Annotated in this window: 17 protein-coding genes; 10 read left to right on the top strand and 7 right to left on the bottom strand. The window is 64.7% G+C overall.

What is annotated here, in order from left to right:
• The 7 genes from AC0L27_RS01125 to ku form a co-directional block, all read right to left on the bottom strand.
• On the bottom strand, positions 1 to 684 hold the full coding sequence (locus tag AC0L27_RS01125) for a class I SAM-dependent methyltransferase (RefSeq protein ID WP_354206776.1): 684 nt from the start codon (positions 682 to 684) through the stop codon (positions 1 to 3).
• Positions 685 to 692: 8 nt separating this feature from the next.
• Positions 693 to 1,688, bottom strand: a complete 996-nt coding sequence (locus AC0L27_RS01120; RefSeq protein WP_354206774.1) for a glycosyltransferase family 2 protein — start codon at positions 1,686 to 1,688, stop codon at positions 693 to 695.
• Positions 1,689 to 1,877: 189 nt separating this feature from the next.
• Positions 1,878 to 3,440: a hypothetical protein gene (locus tag AC0L27_RS01115; protein WP_354206772.1), complete on the bottom strand. Its 1,563-nt coding sequence runs from the start codon at positions 3,438 to 3,440 to the stop codon at positions 1,878 to 1,880.
• Positions 3,441 to 3,621: 181 nt separating this feature from the next.
• On the bottom strand, positions 3,622 to 3,786 hold the full coding sequence (locus tag AC0L27_RS01110) for a Flp family type IVb pilin (RefSeq protein ID WP_275167744.1): 165 nt from the start codon (positions 3,784 to 3,786) through the stop codon (positions 3,622 to 3,624).
• A gap of 190 nt (positions 3,787 to 3,976) precedes the next feature.
• Positions 3,977 to 4,159 carry a hypothetical protein gene (locus AC0L27_RS01105; RefSeq protein ID WP_354206769.1) on the bottom strand — a complete coding sequence of 61 codons (183 nt, stop codon included), beginning with the start codon at positions 4,157 to 4,159 and terminating at the stop codon, positions 3,977 to 3,979.
• Positions 4,160 to 4,331: 172 nt separating this feature from the next.
• Positions 4,332 to 4,568, bottom strand: a complete 237-nt coding sequence (locus AC0L27_RS01100; protein WP_354206767.1) for a hypothetical protein — start codon at positions 4,566 to 4,568, stop codon at positions 4,332 to 4,334.
• A 58-nt stretch (positions 4,569 to 4,626) separates the two neighbouring features.
• On the bottom strand, positions 4,627 to 5,610 hold the full coding sequence (ku, locus tag AC0L27_RS01095; RefSeq protein WP_354206765.1) for a non-homologous end joining protein Ku: 984 nt from the start codon (positions 5,608 to 5,610) through the stop codon (positions 4,627 to 4,629).
• A gap of 234 nt (positions 5,611 to 5,844) precedes the next feature.
• Here ku and AC0L27_RS01090 point away from each other — a divergent pair, with 234 nt between their 5' ends.
• From AC0L27_RS01090 to AC0L27_RS01045, 10 genes are all read left to right on the top strand, one after another.
• Positions 5,845 to 6,000: a hypothetical protein gene (locus AC0L27_RS01090; RefSeq protein WP_007593402.1), complete on the top strand. Its 156-nt coding sequence runs from the start codon at positions 5,845 to 5,847 to the stop codon at positions 5,998 to 6,000.
• Between the two features lie 230 nt (positions 6,001 to 6,230).
• Entirely contained in the window at positions 6,231 to 6,902 is a 672-nt protein-coding gene (locus AC0L27_RS01085; RefSeq protein WP_247349962.1) for a response regulator transcription factor, read from the top strand.
• A gap of 120 nt (positions 6,903 to 7,022) precedes the next feature.
• Positions 7,023 to 8,399: a sensor histidine kinase gene (locus AC0L27_RS01080; RefSeq protein ID WP_275167741.1), complete on the top strand. Its 1,377-nt coding sequence runs from the start codon at positions 7,023 to 7,025 to the stop codon at positions 8,397 to 8,399.
• A 160-nt stretch (positions 8,400 to 8,559) separates the two neighbouring features.
• Positions 8,560 to 9,960 carry a hypothetical protein gene (locus AC0L27_RS01075; protein WP_354206763.1) on the top strand — a complete coding sequence of 467 codons (1,401 nt, stop codon included), beginning with the start codon at positions 8,560 to 8,562 and terminating at the stop codon, positions 9,958 to 9,960.
• 100 nt (positions 9,961 to 10,060) lie between these two features.
• Positions 10,061 to 10,330 carry a hypothetical protein gene (locus AC0L27_RS01070; protein WP_354057503.1) on the top strand — a complete coding sequence of 90 codons (270 nt, stop codon included), beginning with the start codon at positions 10,061 to 10,063 and terminating at the stop codon, positions 10,328 to 10,330.
• 131 nt (positions 10,331 to 10,461) lie between these two features.
• A complete protein-coding gene (gene ccmI, locus AC0L27_RS01065) occupies positions 10,462 to 11,577 on the top strand; it encodes a c-type cytochrome biogenesis protein CcmI (RefSeq protein ID WP_354206761.1) in 1,116 nt (371 codons plus the stop codon).
• A gap of 37 nt (positions 11,578 to 11,614) precedes the next feature.
• Positions 11,615 to 12,124 carry a cytochrome c maturation protein CcmE gene (gene ccmE / locus AC0L27_RS01060; protein WP_354206759.1) on the top strand — a complete coding sequence of 170 codons (510 nt, stop codon included), beginning with the start codon at positions 11,615 to 11,617 and terminating at the stop codon, positions 12,122 to 12,124.
• The gene (locus tag AC0L27_RS01055; RefSeq protein WP_275167737.1) at positions 12,121 to 14,103 is read left to right on the top strand and encodes a heme lyase CcmF/NrfE family subunit; all 1,983 of its coding nucleotides are present in this window, start codon (positions 12,121 to 12,123) and stop codon (positions 14,101 to 14,103) included. The genes ccmE and AC0L27_RS01055 overlap by 4 nt, the downstream gene beginning before the upstream one ends.
• A 4-nt stretch (positions 14,104 to 14,107) precedes the next feature.
• Complete coding sequence (locus AC0L27_RS01050) at positions 14,108 to 14,590, top strand: cytochrome c-type biogenesis protein (RefSeq protein WP_354206757.1); 483 nt, start codon at positions 14,108 to 14,110, stop codon at positions 14,588 to 14,590.
• 228 nt (positions 14,591 to 14,818) lie between these two features.
• Positions 14,819 to 16,402: a Do family serine endopeptidase gene (locus AC0L27_RS01045; protein ID WP_275167735.1), complete on the top strand. Its 1,584-nt coding sequence runs from the start codon at positions 14,819 to 14,821 to the stop codon at positions 16,400 to 16,402.
• Positions 16,403 to 16,498 lie beyond the last annotated feature (96 nt).

Genomic DNA, 16,498 nt, shown 5'->3' with positions numbered 1-16,498 from the left:
TCAAGCGGTCCCGAAGGCGGCGTATTGGCCGCCGAGCGGCACGCCGCTCAGCGTGTGTTCGAGGCGCCGCGCCGGCTTGGTGTCCCAGGGCAGCAGCAGGAAATGGCGCGCACCGATCTCGCGCAGGCCGCCGGAAGCCATCAATTTTCGGGTTGTGCCGGCCCCGAGCAACACGGCGTCCCGGTCGAACTCACACCGCGCGACGGCAAGGCGCGTCAGCGGATTGTACGGATTGTGCTCGATGACGCAGACGAGTCCCCCGGGACGCGTCACGCGCCGCATCTCCGTGATGAATTGCGCCCATTCGGCTGGCACGACGTGGTGCATCACGCAGACGGCCGTGACCAGATCGAAGCTGGCATCGTCGAAAGGAAAGGTGCGGCCGTCAAACTCGCGGTAGTCGCCCCTGCCGTTGTCAGCGCGTGCCTGCGCCAGGCTGGCCGAAGAAACGTCGATACCGCTCAAGCGGCCGACCATGCCGTGCAGCAGGGGATGAAGGCTGCCGACGCCGCAGCCGACGTCCAGCATATCCGGCCTCTCCGTGTCGAGCCGCTGCGCGATCAGATTGCCCAGGAGATCGGCCTTGGCGCGCATGAAGAAATGATGCGGCAAGCCGGAAAAGTCGATCGAGGATTGGACCACGTCACGGTAGTTGTCGTGATAACCGTCGAAGAGTTCGGTCATGCGCTGGGTCACTGGTTGACGGCGTGGATCGCGGGTGCGGCCGCCGTCTCGTTGCGGTCGAAGCCGGCGCGGGTCTGCACGACGTAGAGCGGGCGACGTTTCACCTCGGCGTGGATGCGGCCGACGTAAAGCCCCACGATACCCGTCATCAGCATGTTCATTCCACACAGCAGGGACACGACGACCATCGTCGAGGACCAGCCGGTGACGAGATGACTATCGTTGCTGAGCCACAACAGGATCACCCAACCGCCGTAGAGCAGTGCGAGTCCCGAGACCGTCAATCCGCACCAGATTGCGAGCCGCAAGGGCAGATCGGAAAAGCCGAGCGCGGCGTTCATCGCGAGCCGCACCATCTTGAACAGCGGATACTTGGTCTCGCCCGCTGCACGCTCGAGGCGGTGGAAGGTGACCTCGGCCTGCCGGAAGCCGAGCCAGGCGATCATGCCGCGTACGAAGCGGTCCTGCTCCGGCATCTGCCGAAGCGCGTCGAGCACCTTGCGATCGATCAGGCGGAAGTCGCCGACATCGGCGGGGATGCCGACCGAGGACATTCTGCCGAGAAGTCGGTAGAAGAGATGAGCGGTCGCGCGCTTGAACCGGCTCTCGCCGTCGCGCGACAGTCGGCGGGCGTGGACGATGTCGTTGCCTTCCTTCCATTTTGCGATCAATTGCTCGATGACTTCGGGCGGATCCTGCAAGTCGGCATCCATGACGATGATCGCTTCACCTTCCGCGGCGTCCATGCCGGCGGTAATGGCGATCTGATGGCCGAAATTTCGCGACAGGCCGATATAGCGAAAGCGCGGGTCCCGCGTGGCGAGCGCCTGGAGCACGATCGAGCTGGAATCACTGCTGCCGTCGTCGACGAAGATTGCTTCTGCCGGCCCGTCGAGCCGGGACAAGACCAGGTCGAGCCTGCGCAGCAGCACCGGCAACACCGCTTCCTCGTTGAACACGGGGATGACGAGGCTGTAGCGGATCGACTGGAAATTGGCCGCCATGCGAGAGAGTCCAACTCGTTGCAGGAGCGGAAGTCTATGCCGGCGGTGGTTAAGGTCGCCTTGCCACAACCATTAAGGATATGGGTCACCGTGGCTGGCTTCCAATAAGCGGTGCGGGTGGTGACGCGCGATTAACCACGCTGGGCAGCCGCGGCTTTGGCCCAGGACTTGCGGTCTAGGACTTGCGGCCTAGAACCTGCGGCGGATCTTGTAGAGAACAAATCGCTCCGAGGTGTCCAGCGCTTCCAGCAGATCCGGCAGCGGATTTGCGACCCGCGGCCCGAGGACGTAGAGATAGTCGTAATCCTGGTGCCAGGTGCGGACGAACGGCAGAACGCCAGCCGGCGGCCGGCTTGCCGCAATCGCGGTAAGCACGCCCAGCGGCACCGGCCCCCCGTAGGGAATGGCAAGACGGCGCACGTCTTCGCGGGGCCGCACGGGCTGCTTGCCCGCTTCCGTGAATAGATTGGGCACGAACGCGTTGGCATAGTGCACGGCGAGCGTAGGCGCATAATACATCGGATATGAGGTGAGGTCGGCGAAGGGCGGGTCTCCATTGTCGTCCGTGCTGGCGACGAGGATGCGCGAGCCGCGATCGATCTTGCGGAACGACTCGACGATGGCCGCATAGTCGGTGCGGTAAGGCAACCACACCGCGAGCACGACGGCGAGATTGATCAGTATGACGCCACTGATCGCGGCGAGCGCTGCCATTCTCCATGTCCGGCTGGGCAGCGTCAGCGAGCAGAAGGCCGGCAGGATCAGAGCCGCAGCGGGGATCACGCGAAGGTCGACGAACGAGGTTCCGAACAGCTTCGAGGGAATGACGACGTAGAGCAACGCGAAGCCGATCGCGAGCCAGATCCCGGCTGCTTCGAGCTTGAGGACGCCGCGTCTTGCGGTGAAAAACAGCGCGATCATCAACGCCAGCCCGGTCGCCGCCGCGACCGTCAGATTGTAACCGTTCATGATGCGCAGCGGCCAGATCGGCTTGAATTCGAGGAACCAGCTCGTTCCTTCGCTTCCGATCGATCCCGCGGTCATGCGCATGATCCCAAACAGGGCAAGCGCCGGTATGGCCAACGCGCCGAGCCGCGCGGCGGCGACACCGTACGATATTCGCCCATGGCGGATGCGTGAGAGCTCGTAGACCCCGAGCGTCGCGCCGTAGATGCCGAGGGAGAAGAAATGCGCCGCAAACAGCGCAGCGACGAACACCATGTTGACGACGAAACGCAGCGGCCATGGGCGTTCCGCAAGCATCAGATAGGCGGCGATGCCGCAGAGAGCGAGGCCCAGTCCGAACTCGAAATTCACGAAGCCCCAGCTGAACGGCAGACAGTAAAGGAAAGCGAGCGCCGCAAAGCCGGCGAGATGGACCCGTCCCTTCCGGGCCCATTCGAGCAAAAGCGCGCCCCCGACGATCAGCAATTGGCTCAGGAGCAGAAACAGCCGTGTGGCATTCTCGACGCTGATCAGCCGTGCCATCTGCGGGACCAGCAGATCCATTCCAAGGTTGGGATAGAATGCCCAGGCCACTTCGTAATGCGGATTGGCGTTGGGGGTGCCGTTCTGGCTCAGAATATACATCCGGGCGAGGTGATTGGGATAGTCGACCATCGCGGGGATAGGCGTCAGCAGCACCGGAAGAAACGACACGGCCGCCAGCACAGCAAGAACGGTGATCGCCACCGACCGGTCCGAGCCAAGACGAGCCCGGATTGTCGAGGTCGGCTTGTCGGAAGGAATCATGTCATCGGGCCGATGCAGTTTGAGCTTACGCTCTACGACGGCGCAGCCGCACGACACAACGCCATAATGCGAACTTCGCGAGAATCAAACAGGGGTCGCCGCCGCATCGGAAAGAGGAGCCCGTCACCCGGCGCGTTGCACGCGGACTCGTGCTGATGGGATTGCGGCCCGCCTATGCCGGCTACTTCACCGCCGCGCTGATCGAGTTGAATTTGCCGCTCAGGAGTGCGCTGCCCGTATTGTTCACGGCCGCGATGATCGCAAACGCGATCCCGGTGGCAATCAGACAATACTCGATGGCAGTGGCACCATTTTCATCGGCAAGAAATGACTTGAGCAAAGTCATCGTCAACTCCTGTTCATCCGTCCAACTTAGGCTGGTGCCGTTTTCGGAATGGTAAATTGATTCACTAATTTTCGTGGGCGCGTCAAAACGCAGGTGGATGGTCCTCACCTGCCGTTTGATATGGTGTCATCGATTGACTTAAGGTTTCGTCACCCAATTCGGACGCATTTGGCGATGTCGTCATCGCGTCTCAGGACGAGATCTGGCGTTCCGGCGCGGCCTTGCCGGGGCGTTTCAGCACTGCTGCCAGGCGTCCGACCAGATAGCTCATCGCCCACGGCTGCGCCCGCGCGGAGCGGCCGGCGGGGCTTTCTTCCTCGGCCGCGTCGTTGACGATGCCGATGTAGTTTTTTCTGGCGTCCTGCTGCTGCACGAGGCTGTGAATCCCGAGTCTAATCAGGGGCGAGCATGCTGGGCTGAGCGGGTACCGGCGGTTAATTTTGTCTTCCGTAGGATTACGTGCCGCCGCCGGCCGCAGGTGGACGCTGAAAGCGCGGGCTTGGCTTAACGGATTGTTGAGCCTGTTCTCGAGCGGGGCGCCGGGCTCACTTGCGCCGACCGTCCGCATTCAGCGCCCGTAACACCGCGATGCGGGCGAACATCATCCAGCCGCCGCCGGTCTCGGCTGCGTTGATCAGGGTTTCGATCGCGATCTGCCAGTGGCTCGCGTGCTGCGTATCCTCGGGCAGTCGCATGATGTGATCGGCAGCTTCTTGCAGCGTCCGCAGCTTGCGCCCGCCACTTAACGAAATGGGTTCGTCGAACGCGGTCGACCAGGGCATGTCAGGTCGGCCGATCGGCGAGGGGAGGCATCACGGCGCAGCCGCTGGTGCGATGCTGCTAGCCGGCCTTCTTCGCCCGCGCCTGCGCGCGCACCGGCTTGTCGGCCTTTTTGGGAGCGGCTTTCGCAGCAGCGTCCTTGCCGCCCTTGCCGGCAATCGGCAGCAGCATCTCGCGCTGGCCTTCGACGCGCTTCTTCGGCTTCTTGCCCTTGACCGTGTCCTTGGTCGCATCCCTGGCCACCTTCGCCGCGGGGCCTGCGTCCTTCTCGTTCGCGATGCTCTTCTTCAGCGCGTCCATGAGGTTGATGACGTTGCCGCCGGTCTTGGGCGCGGCTTTCGCGGTGATGGGCGCGCCGCTGCGCTTCTTGTTGATGAGGTCGATCAGCGCGGTCTCGTAATGGTCCTCGAACAGCTCGGGCTCGAACGCGCCGGACTTCTTCTCGACGATGTGCTTTGCAAGGTCGAGCATGTCCTTGGTCAGCTTCACGTCCTGGATGTCGTCAAAATAGTCCTTCTCGCCGCGCACCTCATAGGGGTAGCGCAGCAGCGTCCCCATCAGGCCGCTCCCGAGCGACTCCAGGGCGATGATGTGCTCGCGGTTGGTCAGCACCACGCGGCCGATCGCGACCTTGTCCATGCTCCGGATCGTCTCGCGGATCACCGCAAAGGCGTCGTGGCCGACCTTGCCATCGGGCACGAGATAATAGGGGCGGATCAGATAGCGGCTGTCGATGTCGGTCTTCGGTACGAACTCATCGATCTCGATCGTGTGGGTGGACTCCAGCGCGATGTCGTCGAGCTCGTCCTTGGTGACCTCGATATAGGTGTCGGTGTCGACCTTGTAGCCCTTGACGATGTCCTCCGAGGTCACCTCGTCACCGGTCTCGGCGTCGACCTTGAGGTACTTGATCCGGTGCCCGGTCTTGCGGTTGATCTGGTTGAACGAGACCTTCTCGGTATCCGAAGTGGCCGGATAGAGCGCGACCGGGCAGGTCACGAGCGACAAACGCAGAAAACCCTTCCAATTGGCGCGGGGGGCCATGGGCTACTCCAAACGCAACGGGGACAGAACACGAAGATACCATCGGGGAACAACGAATCATAGCAAGGCGGTTCGCTGAATCTTGCAACTGCGTTAACCGGCCGCCCGGCGCGCGGTTGCAGCCTGATCCGGCCGCAAAGGCCGGAACATCATATCGGATCATGCGTTGCCACGGGACATTCCGCCGCGAGGAGTCGCGGCCATCCGACGCGACGCCCAGAAATTGAGGTCACCATGGCAACCACGCGAGACCAACGTCAGATCGTGGAAACTCCAACCGAGGCGCGCCAGGGCGAGCCCGGGCCGTCGGTGGCGGCGCTGCTCGCCATATCCACCGGGCTCGCGATCCTGATCCTCGCCGTCATCTGGTTCGTGTTCTTCCGGACCTGATCGGCAGATCGACCGGACGGTTCGCACCTTCCGACTCGCCGCGTAACGCGGCACATTGCGCCCGCCATGCCGCCGGTTCGTCCGATGGCCTGGCGGGCGCAGTGCGTTGACCGCGAACAGGTCGGATATGACCAAAAAGTAACGCGGCCGGTTCCCCGTGTTCATATTCAGTTCACGCCGGAATTGCTCAGCTGTGCGGGTGTTCATGCGGCCTAATCCTGGAGAGAAGCGTGCGCCTGCTCGTCGTTGAGGACGACCCCGATCTCAATCGCCAGCTTACCAAGGCGCTGACCGACGCCGGATATGTCGTCGATCGCGCCTTCGACGGGGAGGAGGGGCATTATCTCGGTGACAACGAGCCCTACGACGCCGTGGTGCTCGACATCGGCCTGCCGAAGAAGGACGGCATCTCGGTGCTGGAAGCCTGGCGGCGCAACGGCCGCACCATGCCGGTGCTGATCCTCACCGCGCGCGACCGCTGGAGCGATAAGGTCCAGGGCTTCGATGCCGGCGCCGACGATTATGTCGCAAAGCCGTTCCACCTGGAGGAGGTGCTGGCGCGCATCCGCGCGCTGCTGCGCCGCTCCACCGGCCATGCCCAGAGCGAGCTGAGCTGCGGCCCCGTCACGCTCGACACCAGGACCGGACGGGTCAGCGTATCAGGCAATCCCATCAAGATGACCTCGCACGAATATCGGCTTCTGGCCTACCTGATGCACCATTCGGGCCGCGTCGTGTCCCGCACCGAGCTGGTCGAGCATCTCTACGACCAGGACTTCGATCGCGACTCCAACACCATCGAGGTCTTCGTCGGCCGCATCCGCAAGAAGCTCGACGTCGACATCATCCAGACCGTCCGTGGCCTCGGCTATCTCCTGACCCCGCCGGCCCCTGGCGCTTGAAGCGCGGTGTCTCGAACTTCTTGTCTGGACGTATCTTGGCTTGACGGGCGGCCCGGCAGAGGCCTTGTTCGGGTAATGAGTTCCGACGCCATGTCACCCCGCGCCTCCGGGATCATTCCGATGCCCGCCAGCTCGCTCGCGAACCGCCTGTTCCTGTCGGCGACCGCGTGGCTCGTGGTGATCTTGGCCATCACCGGCGTGGTGCTGTCGTCGGTCTACAAGAACGCCACCGAGCGCGCCTTCGACCGCCGGCTCAATCTCTATCTTCGCACGCTGATCGCCGAGGTCGCCACCCCCGACGAGCCGCCGGATCGCCAGTTCCAGTCGCTCGGCGAGCCTCTGTTCGAGCTGCCGTTGTCCGGCTGGTACTGGCAGATCACGCGGACCGACACCGAAAAGCCGGAGGTGCGGTCCTCGCGCTCGCTTTGGGACAAGAAGCTGCCGAAGCTGGAAGAGCAGGGCACCGAGCTCACCGCCGCCGGCATCCGGATCGCTTATGTCGACGGTCCCGAGGGACAGAACCTGCGGATGGTGGAGCGGCCGGTCGATCTCGGCGCGGACGGCAAATTTCTCGTCAGTGTCGCCGGCGACGACACCGAGATTTTCGACGAGACGCGCAGTTTCGATTACTACCTCGGCGGCACCTTCACCGCACTCGGCATCGTGCTGCTGCTGACCACCGTGTTCCAGGTCCGCTTCGGTCTCGCGCCGCTCAAGCGCATCTCCGAATCCATCGCCGACATCCGGTCCGGGCGCGCGGAGCGACTCGAGGGCGAGTTCCCGGTCGAGATCGCGCCGCTGGCGCGCGAGACCAACGCGCTGATCGACGCCAATCGCGAGATCGTCGAGCGCGCACGCACCCACGTCGGCAATCTCGCCCACGCCATCAAGACGCCGCTCTCGGTCATCGTGAACGAGGCCGGCGCGCATGCCACCGATCCGTTCGCGGCAAAGGTGATGGAGCAGGCCGACGTGATGCGCGACCAGGTCGCCCATCATCTCGAGCGCGCGCGCATCGCGGCGCGGGTCTCGGTCGTCGCGACGGTGACGGAGGTGGCACCGGCCATCGAGGCACTGCGGCGGACCATGGAGAAGATTCACCGCGGCCGCGGCATCGTGGTCGAAGCCGAGGCCGATCCGTCGGCGAAATTTCGCGGCGAGCGGCAGGATCTGGAGGAGATGGTCGGCAATCTCGTCGACAACGCCTGCAAATGGGCGGCCTCGCGGGTCTTCATCGAAGTTCTGGTGGAAGCGCCCCATCAGACGAGCGCCGCTCCGCGGCTGCATATCGTCGTTGACGACGACGGCCGCGGTCTGTCGGAGGCCGAGCGCGCGCAGGTCTCACGGCGCGGCCAGCGGCTCGACGAGTCCAAGCCCGGATCGGGGCTTGGGCTGTCGATCGTGACCGAGCTCGCTGCGCTCTACGGCGGCAGCCTCTCACTTGGCCGCGCGCCGAGCGGGGGGCTGCGGGCGGAGCTGGTCCTCCCCGGAATATAATGCCTTGTTCCGACATGACTATTTGGCCTGCGGCACGTCGATCCCGACGAAACCAGGGGTATTCGGAGCGACTTCCTAAACGGCTTCTTAAGTGGGGCCCATCTATGATCGGGCAGGACGGATCCCACGTCCGCCATTTTACCGTTCATTACCCGGGCGCATGAGCCAGACATCGATCGAGCGGCTGAGGGAATATCTCGCGCAGCTCCCGCCGCAGGCGCAGGCACTGCTGATGCGGGAGTTCGAGCGTGCGCTCGAGCGCGGCCAGGACACGGCCGTGGCAACCCTCGTGCTCGACCAGCTGCGCAAGATCGTCCGCAAGACGGAAGCCGACGCGGCCCCACCGCCGCGTACGGACGATCTGTCGCGGCTACTGTTCCAGGTGCTGGAACCATTCCTGGTCGAAGCGGGCGCCCCGATCCGGGCCGGGCAGATCCGCCGCTCTTCGCTGGCTCCGATCTGGCAATGGCTCGGCCGCGACGGTGCTCCGGCCAAGCTGAGCGACTTCGAGGCGGCGCTAGCGCGCATGCCGGCCGACAGTGCCGGGCAGGTCGAAGCGCTGGCCTCGAAGCTCCAGGCGGTCGCCGCGGATGCCATCTTCGAGCTGACGGGGCCGGGCGGGGGTGACAAATCGCGTGCGCTCGCCCGCGTCGGTCCGCCCAACGTGGTCGAGGATCTCTATTCGACCGGGGCGGTGCTCGCGGTCCGCGACGCCATCGCCACCTTGAACGAGAAGCTGCCGCGCTCTTTGCGCGCCTTCAGCGATGCCCAGATCGCCTCGGTGACTGCCGCGCTCAACATTCCCGTCCTCCAGACGCCGCAGATGCTGCCCTTCGCGCTCTCCATCGTCATGCAGCGGATGACCGCGCCATGGCAGATCATCCGCCTCGCCATCAGGATTGCCGCGTCCGACGACGAGATCCGTGTCGCGGCAACGCCCTATGGCGTCGCCGTCACGATGGCGCTGCATGATCTGTCCTGCGTGGCCGCCATCCTGCGCATGGACATCAAGCGCGGCCATTTCGACAATGTCGCCGGCAATCTCAAGACGCTGCACGACGGCGTCCGTGGCCTGCGTACCGAGCTCGACCTGCGCAACGATTCCGCCTGGGGCAAGCAGTTGACCTCGATCCGGGCCGACATCTCCAACGCGCTGCAATCCGAGATCGACAGTGTGCCCGGCCGCGTCCGCCGCATCCTGCGCCAGCGCGCCGAGAAGGACATTCCGCCGGGCGCGCGGATCGACAGCACCGAGGTCGAGGAAGCCGTGGCGCTGATCGATTTCGTCGCGACCTGTCGCAATTATGCGAGCGAGCTTGCGATTAACGAGGTGACGCTGCGCACTTATTCCGACCTCCAGCAATATGTCGAGCGTTCGACCGAGCAGCTGGTGCAGTCGCTGCGTGGCGCCGATCACAAGGTCCGCACCTATCGGCAGCAGCAGGTGCAGGCCGCGATCCGCTTCTGCCAGGTGCTGTTCGGCGATGATTATGCCTCGCTGATGAGCCGCGCCGCGGAGAACGCGGCCACGGGCGAGCGCAAATCGTCGCGCGCGAGCTGATCCAGGCGCATATTTTTGTGATCACAATTTCAGGTTGACGGTGTCGGTGGCCGGCCCTACGGTCGCCGTGCAAGTTCTTGATATTTCTATCTGTGGGCGCATGAAATCCGTTATCAGTTCCATCGAAATCGAGAATCGCGTCGTCGTTGCCAAATATCAAAGGCTGATGGTCGGCGCGAAGGTGGTGCTGGTCGAGAAGGCAAGCGGTCGGCAGTTTCCTGAGACCGTCACCAGGGTAGCATCGCCCGTTCCCGTCGGGGCGTTGCGCATCAGATTGCCCGATGCAATCGAGCCGGGAACATACTTCCTGAAGGCCTTCAACGGGCATGGCGAGGACGCCGCTCAAAGTGCGGACTTCGAGATCGGCTAAGCCGTTGGATTTTCACCATTTCGGGACTTTGCGCGGTCGCGCCGAATTGACAATTGTCAATTGCCGCATCATCCGGCCGTGGTGTAAAGCCACCTGTGGGCGCGGCTTGCGCGCCGCCGGAAGCTTGCCAGATGACGCTATGGTTCGTGTTCGCGCTGATGACGGTCGCGGCGATCTTCGCCGTGCTTTTGCCGCTCGGCCGTAGCGGACGCGCGCAAAATCAGGGCAGCGAGGTCGCGGTCTACAAGGACCAACTCGCCGAGATCGAGCGTGATCTTGCCGCAGGGCTGATCGCAGCGCCCGAAGCCGAGGCCGCGCGCGTCGAGGTCAGCCGCAGGTTGCTCGCCGCGGCCGGCAGCGAGCAAGCAATGGCACCGAAATCCAGCGTCAAATGGCGCCGCGCGGCGGCCGTGCTGGCGCTTGCCGGCCTGCCGCTGGTTGCGATTGGTGTCTATGTGCCGCTCGGCTCGCCCAGGCTTCAGGACTTTCCGCTGGCGCAGCGGGAGCGCGGATCCGGGTCCGGCATGGCGCAGTCGCTCGAGAATCTGGTCGTGCAGGTCGAGCAACATCTGGAAAAGAATCCAACCGACGGACGCGGCTGGAACGTGATCGCGCCCGTGCTGGAACGGCTTGGTCGCTTCGACGACGCGGTGCGCGCCTATCGCAACTCGCTCGCCTATAATGGCGAGAGCGCGGAGCGCCGGTCCGATCTCGGCGAAGCGATGTCGGCCGCCGCCGGCGGCGTCGTGACCGCCGAAGCCAAGGCCGAGTTCGAGCGCGCGCACGCGCTCAGCGCCGACGACCCCAAGGCGAATTATTTTCTCGGCCTCGCCGCCGAGCAGGACGGCCGCAAGGACGATGCCGCCAATATCTGGCGCGCGCTGCTGGCGAAAGCGCCGGCGGATGCGCCGTGGCGCCCTCTGGTGCAGACCTCGCTCGCGCGGGTCGGCGGCGGTGGCGCTACGATGCCGGCGCTGTCGGATGAGACCCTCGCAGCTTCCAAGGACATGAAAGAGGGCGATCGCAACGCGATGGTTCGCGGCATGGTCGAGCGGCTCGCCACGCGCCTCAAGCAGAACGGCGACGACGTCGAGGGTTGGCTGCGCCTGGTGCGCGCCTATCTCGTGATGGGGGATCGCGACAAGGCGCTGGGGGCATCGACCGATGCCCGCCAGGCGGTTGCCAATGATGCAGCGCGGTTGCGCCAGCTCGATGAAGGCCTCAAGACACTCGGGCTCGACGGATGACGATGTCAGGACGAGACGGGCAGGGAATGGATACGCCATGACGCGCAAGCAGCGACGTATGACCATCATCGGCGGCTCGCTCGCCGTGCTCGCGCTCGCGGCCGCGCTAGTGCTCAACGCGCTGCGCGACTCCATCGTGTTTTTCTCGACGCCGACCATGGTCGCCGAGAAGCACGTCGCGCCCGGCAAGCGGTTTCGCCTCGGCGGCCTGGTGCAGCCCGGCTCGCTCCAGCGCGGCGCCAATCTCGCAGTGACCTTCGAAGTCGCCGACGGCGGCGCAAAGCTTCCGGTCGCCTTCAAGGGCATTTTGCCTGATCTGTTCCGGGAAGGGCAGGGCGTCGTCGCCGAAGGCGCGCTCGACGCGAATGGCGTGTTCAAGGCCGATACCGTGCTCGCCAAGCACGACGAAACCTACATGCCCAAGGACGTCGCGGATGCCCTGAAGAAGCAGGGGCACTGGAAGGATGACTACGGCGCCAAGGCTTCCGATAGCGTCAAGCCCGCGGCTACGACCGCACAGGGCAATCCGCAGGGAGCAGTTCGGTGATCGCGGAATCGGGACATTATGCGCTGGTGCTGGCGCTCGGACTGGCATTGATTCAGTCCATCGTGCCCCTGATCGGGGCGCGGCTGCGCGATGACGCGCTGATGAATGTGGCGCGCTCCACTGCGCTGGCGCAGCTCCTGTTCGTCGGTGCGTCGTTCATCGCGCTAGTGATGCTGCACGTAGCTTCGGATTTCTCGGTTGCCAACGTCTACGAGAATTCCCATTCCACGAAGCCGCTGCTCTACAAGATCACCGGCGTGTGGGGAAACCATGAAGGCTCGATGCTCTTGTGGGTGTCGATCCTCGCGCTGTTCGGCGGATTGGTCGCGGCCTTCGGCAACAATCTGCCGCTGTCGCTGCGCGCGCATGTGCTGGCCGTACAGGCGTGGATCGCCAGCGCCTTCTATCTCTTCATCCTGGTAACCTCCAATCCGTTCCTGCGCATCGCCAACCCGCCGATCGAGGGACGCGATCTCAATCCGGTGCTTCAGGACATCGGTCTCGCCGTGCATCCGCCAATGCTCTATCTCGGCTACGTCGGCTTCTCGATCTCGTTCTCCTTCGCGATCGCGGCGCTGCTGGAGGGGCGGATCGACGCCGCCTGGGCGCGCTGGGTGCGGCCGTGGACGCTGGTCGCGTGGATCTTCCTGACCCTCGGCATCGCCATGGGCTCGTACTGGGCCTATTACGAACTGGGTTGGGGCGGCTGGTGGTTCTGGGACCCGGTCGAGAACGCCTCGCTGATGCCGTGGCTTGCCGGCACCGCGCTGCTGCATTCGGCTCTGGTGATGGAGAAGCGCAACGCGCTGAAGGTCTGGACCATCCTCTTGTCGATCCTGACCTTCTCGCTATCACTGCTCGGCACCTTCCTGGTGCGCTCGGGGGTCATCACCTCGGTGCATGCCTTCGCGACCGATCCAACCCGCGGCGTGTTCATTCTCCTGATTCTCTGCCTGTTCATCGGCGGCAGCCTGTCGCTGTTCGCGGGGCGCGCGACGTCGTTGAAGCAGGGCGGCCTGTTTGCGCCGATCTCGCGCGAGGGTGCGCTGGTGCTGAACAATTTGCTGCTCACGGTCGCCTGCGCGGTGGTGCTGTTCGGCACGCTCTATCCGCTGGCGATGGAGATGCTCGCCGATTTCAAGATGTCGGTCGGCGCGCCGTTCTACAATCTCACCTTTGCTCCGCTGTTCACGCTGTTGCTGCTCGCCGTGCCGTTCGGGCCGATGCTGGCATGGAAACGCGGCGATCTGCTCGGCGTCACGCAGCGTCTGCTCGCGGCAGGCGTTGCCGGGCTTGTCGCCGCCGCCATGGTCTGGGGCTGGGTGCTCGGTGGGAGTGCGCTGGCGCCGCTCGCGATCGGGCTTGGCGTCTTCGTCATCGCCGGTGCCGTCACTGATATCGTCGAGCGGACCGGCCTCGTGCGGCTACCTTTCGCAACGGCACTGCACCGGGCCCGCGGCCTGCCGCGCTCGGCCTGGGGCTCAGCTTTTGCGCATGCCGGCCTCGGCGTCGCGCTGATCGGGATCGTCTGCGAGACCACCTGGAACAGCGAATATATCGCGACCATGAAACAGAGCGACGTCGCCCATGTCGCCGGCTACGAGGTGAAGCTCGACGGCTTGTTTCAGCGTCAAGGGCCAAACTTCCACGAGATGATCGCCGAATTCAACGTCAGCAGTGACGGCGAGAAGCTCAGCGTGATGACGCCGTCCAAGCGCAGCTTCACCACCCGCGGCTCGTCGACGACGGAGGCCGCCCTGCTGACGCGCGGCGCCAGCCAGCTCTACATCTCGCTCGGCGACGCCACTGCCGAGGGCGCCATTGCCGTGCGCATCTATCACAAGCCGCTGGTGCTGCTGATCTGGTGGGGACCTGTGCTGATGGCGTTCGGCGGCGTGCTGTCGCTGTCGGATCGGCGCCTGCGGGTGGGTGCACCGAAACCGGCGCGGGCCAAGCAGCGCCTGCAGCCGGCGGAGTGAACCGATGCGCCGGATGATGGCCGCGTTCGTCGCGCTGATGCTGCTGGCCTTGCCTGCGGCGCATGCCGTGCAGCCTGACGAGATCATGTCGGACCCTGCGAAGGAGTCGCGTGCACGCGACTTGTCGCGCGAGCTGCGCTGCATGGTCTGCCAGAACCAGTCGATCGACGATTCCGATGCGCCGCTGGCGCGCGATTTGCGGCTTCTGGTGCGCGAGCGTATCGCGGCCGGCGACAGCAATTCGCAAGTGCTCGATTTCCTGGTCGCGCGCTACGGCGAGTTCGTGCTGCTCAAGCCGCGCTTCGAGCGCCAGAATATGCTGCTGTGGCTGCTCGCGCCGCTGCTGCTGATTGGCGGCGGCTTGGCGCTATGGCTGCAAATCCGCCGGCGCTCGCGAAATGGTGCAGATGTCCCAGCTCCGCCGCTCACGCCCGAGGAAGAGGCGCGTCTCGCCGCATTGATGTCGGACGAGGCCACATCGCGTTAGCTACGTCGCTGCATCAAAGCAGGCACTGCGCGGGCATTCCTGGAACTTCGTTAAGTTCCTGCAGGTTCGCGATTTTCGGCCGCGATAAACTGCCGCATCCGCACACGCGTTCATTACAAAAGTTTAACCCCGCCGCCAGCGCACGGTAAGGCGGCAGCCCCCATCTTCAGGTCCGTAAGGTGCCGCCGTCAGGTACCAAATGGATTTCAAGGCCCTGGAGATCTCTGCATGACCGACCGTTCCGACCTCTCGAACCTTCCGTCCTACCGGCAGCCCCGCCGATCCGTTTTCTCGGCCCGCAAGATCGCGCTGATGGCCTCGGTCGTCGCCGGCCTCGGCGCCGCCGTCTACGGCTTCGGCACGTCGACCTCGCCGGCCGACCTGTTCTCAAGCCCGGCGCATGCACAGGTCAACAACGAGGTCCGCAAGGTCGAACGTCCCGTCGGTTTCGCCGATGTGGTCGAGCGCGTGAAGCCCTCGGTGATTTCGGTGAAGGTCAACATGAAGGAGAAGACCGCGAGCAACGATGACGGCGATGACGCGCAGTCGCCGTTCCAGCCGGGCTCGCCGATGGAGCGGTTCTTCCGCCGTTTCGGCGGTCCGGATGGCATGCCGGGCCTGAAGGGTGGTGGCGGTCGTGGCCGCGTCGTGCAGGGCCAGGGCTCCGGCTTCTTCATCTCGGCTGATGGCTTTGCCGTGACCAACAACCACGTGGTCGACGGCGCCGACAAGGTCGAAGTCACGACCGACGACGGCAAGACCTACACCGCCAAGGTGATCGGCACCGACCAGCGCACCGACCTCGCCCTGATCAAGGTCGAGGGCAGCTCGAACTTCCCGTTCGCGAAGCTTGCCGACGGCAAGCCGCGGATCGGCGACTGGGTGCTCGCGGTCGGCAACCCGTTCGGCCTCGGCGGCACCGTGACTGCCGGCATCGTTTCGGCCAGCGGCCGCGACATCGGCAACGGCCCCTATGACGATTTCATCCAGATCGACGCGCCCGTGAACAAGGGCAATTCCGGCGGTCCCGCTTTCGACACCAACGGTGAGGTGATGGGCGTCAACACCGCGATCTACTCGCCTTCCGGCGGCAGCGTCGGCATCGCGTTCTCGATTCCCGCGAGCACTGTGAAGAGCGTGGTGGCGCAGCTCAAGGACAAGGGCTCGGTCAGCCGCGGCTGGATCGGCGTGCAGATTCAGCCGGTGACATCCGACATCGCCGACAGCCTTGGCATGAAGAAGGCCGAAGGTGCGCTGGTTGCAGAGCCGCAGGCGAATGGTCCGGCGGCCAAGGCCGGCATCGAGTCCGGTGACGTGATCACGTCGGTCAACGGCGAACCGGTCAAGGACGCACGCGAGCTCGCCCGTACCATTGGCGGCCTGGCGCCCGGCGCGACCGTGAAGCTCAACGTGCTGCACAAGGGCCAGGACAAGGTGGTGAACCTTACTCTCGGCCAGCTGCCGAACACGATCGAGGCCAAGGCCGACATCGACAAGGACAGCGGCAAGGGTGCGAGCCGCGGCACCGACGTGCCTAAGCTCGGCATGACCGTCGCGCCCGCCGATTCCGTGGCCGGTGCCGGCAAGGAAGGCGTCGTGATCACCGAAGTCGATCCGAAGAGCGCGGCTGCCGAACGCGGCTTCAAGGAAGGTGACGTGATTCTCGAAGTCGGCGGCAAGAGCGTGAGCACCGCCGGTGAAGTCCGCGACGCCATCAACATGGCGCGGACCGACAACAAGAACAGCGTCCTGATGCGGGTGAAGAGCGGCGGCCAGTCGCGCTTCGTCGCCGTGCCCATCGCCAAGGGTTAACCAAGGGCTGACCCAAGGGCTCGGCCTCAGGAGGCCTCCGAGATGAAGGGTGTCGCCGGCATCAGTCGCCCCCGCCGACGGCGCCCTTCGGGGGAG

Source organism: Bradyrhizobium sp. Ken51 (genome assembly GCF_055807435.1).
This window is presented reverse-complemented; position numbering and strand designations above follow the sequence as displayed.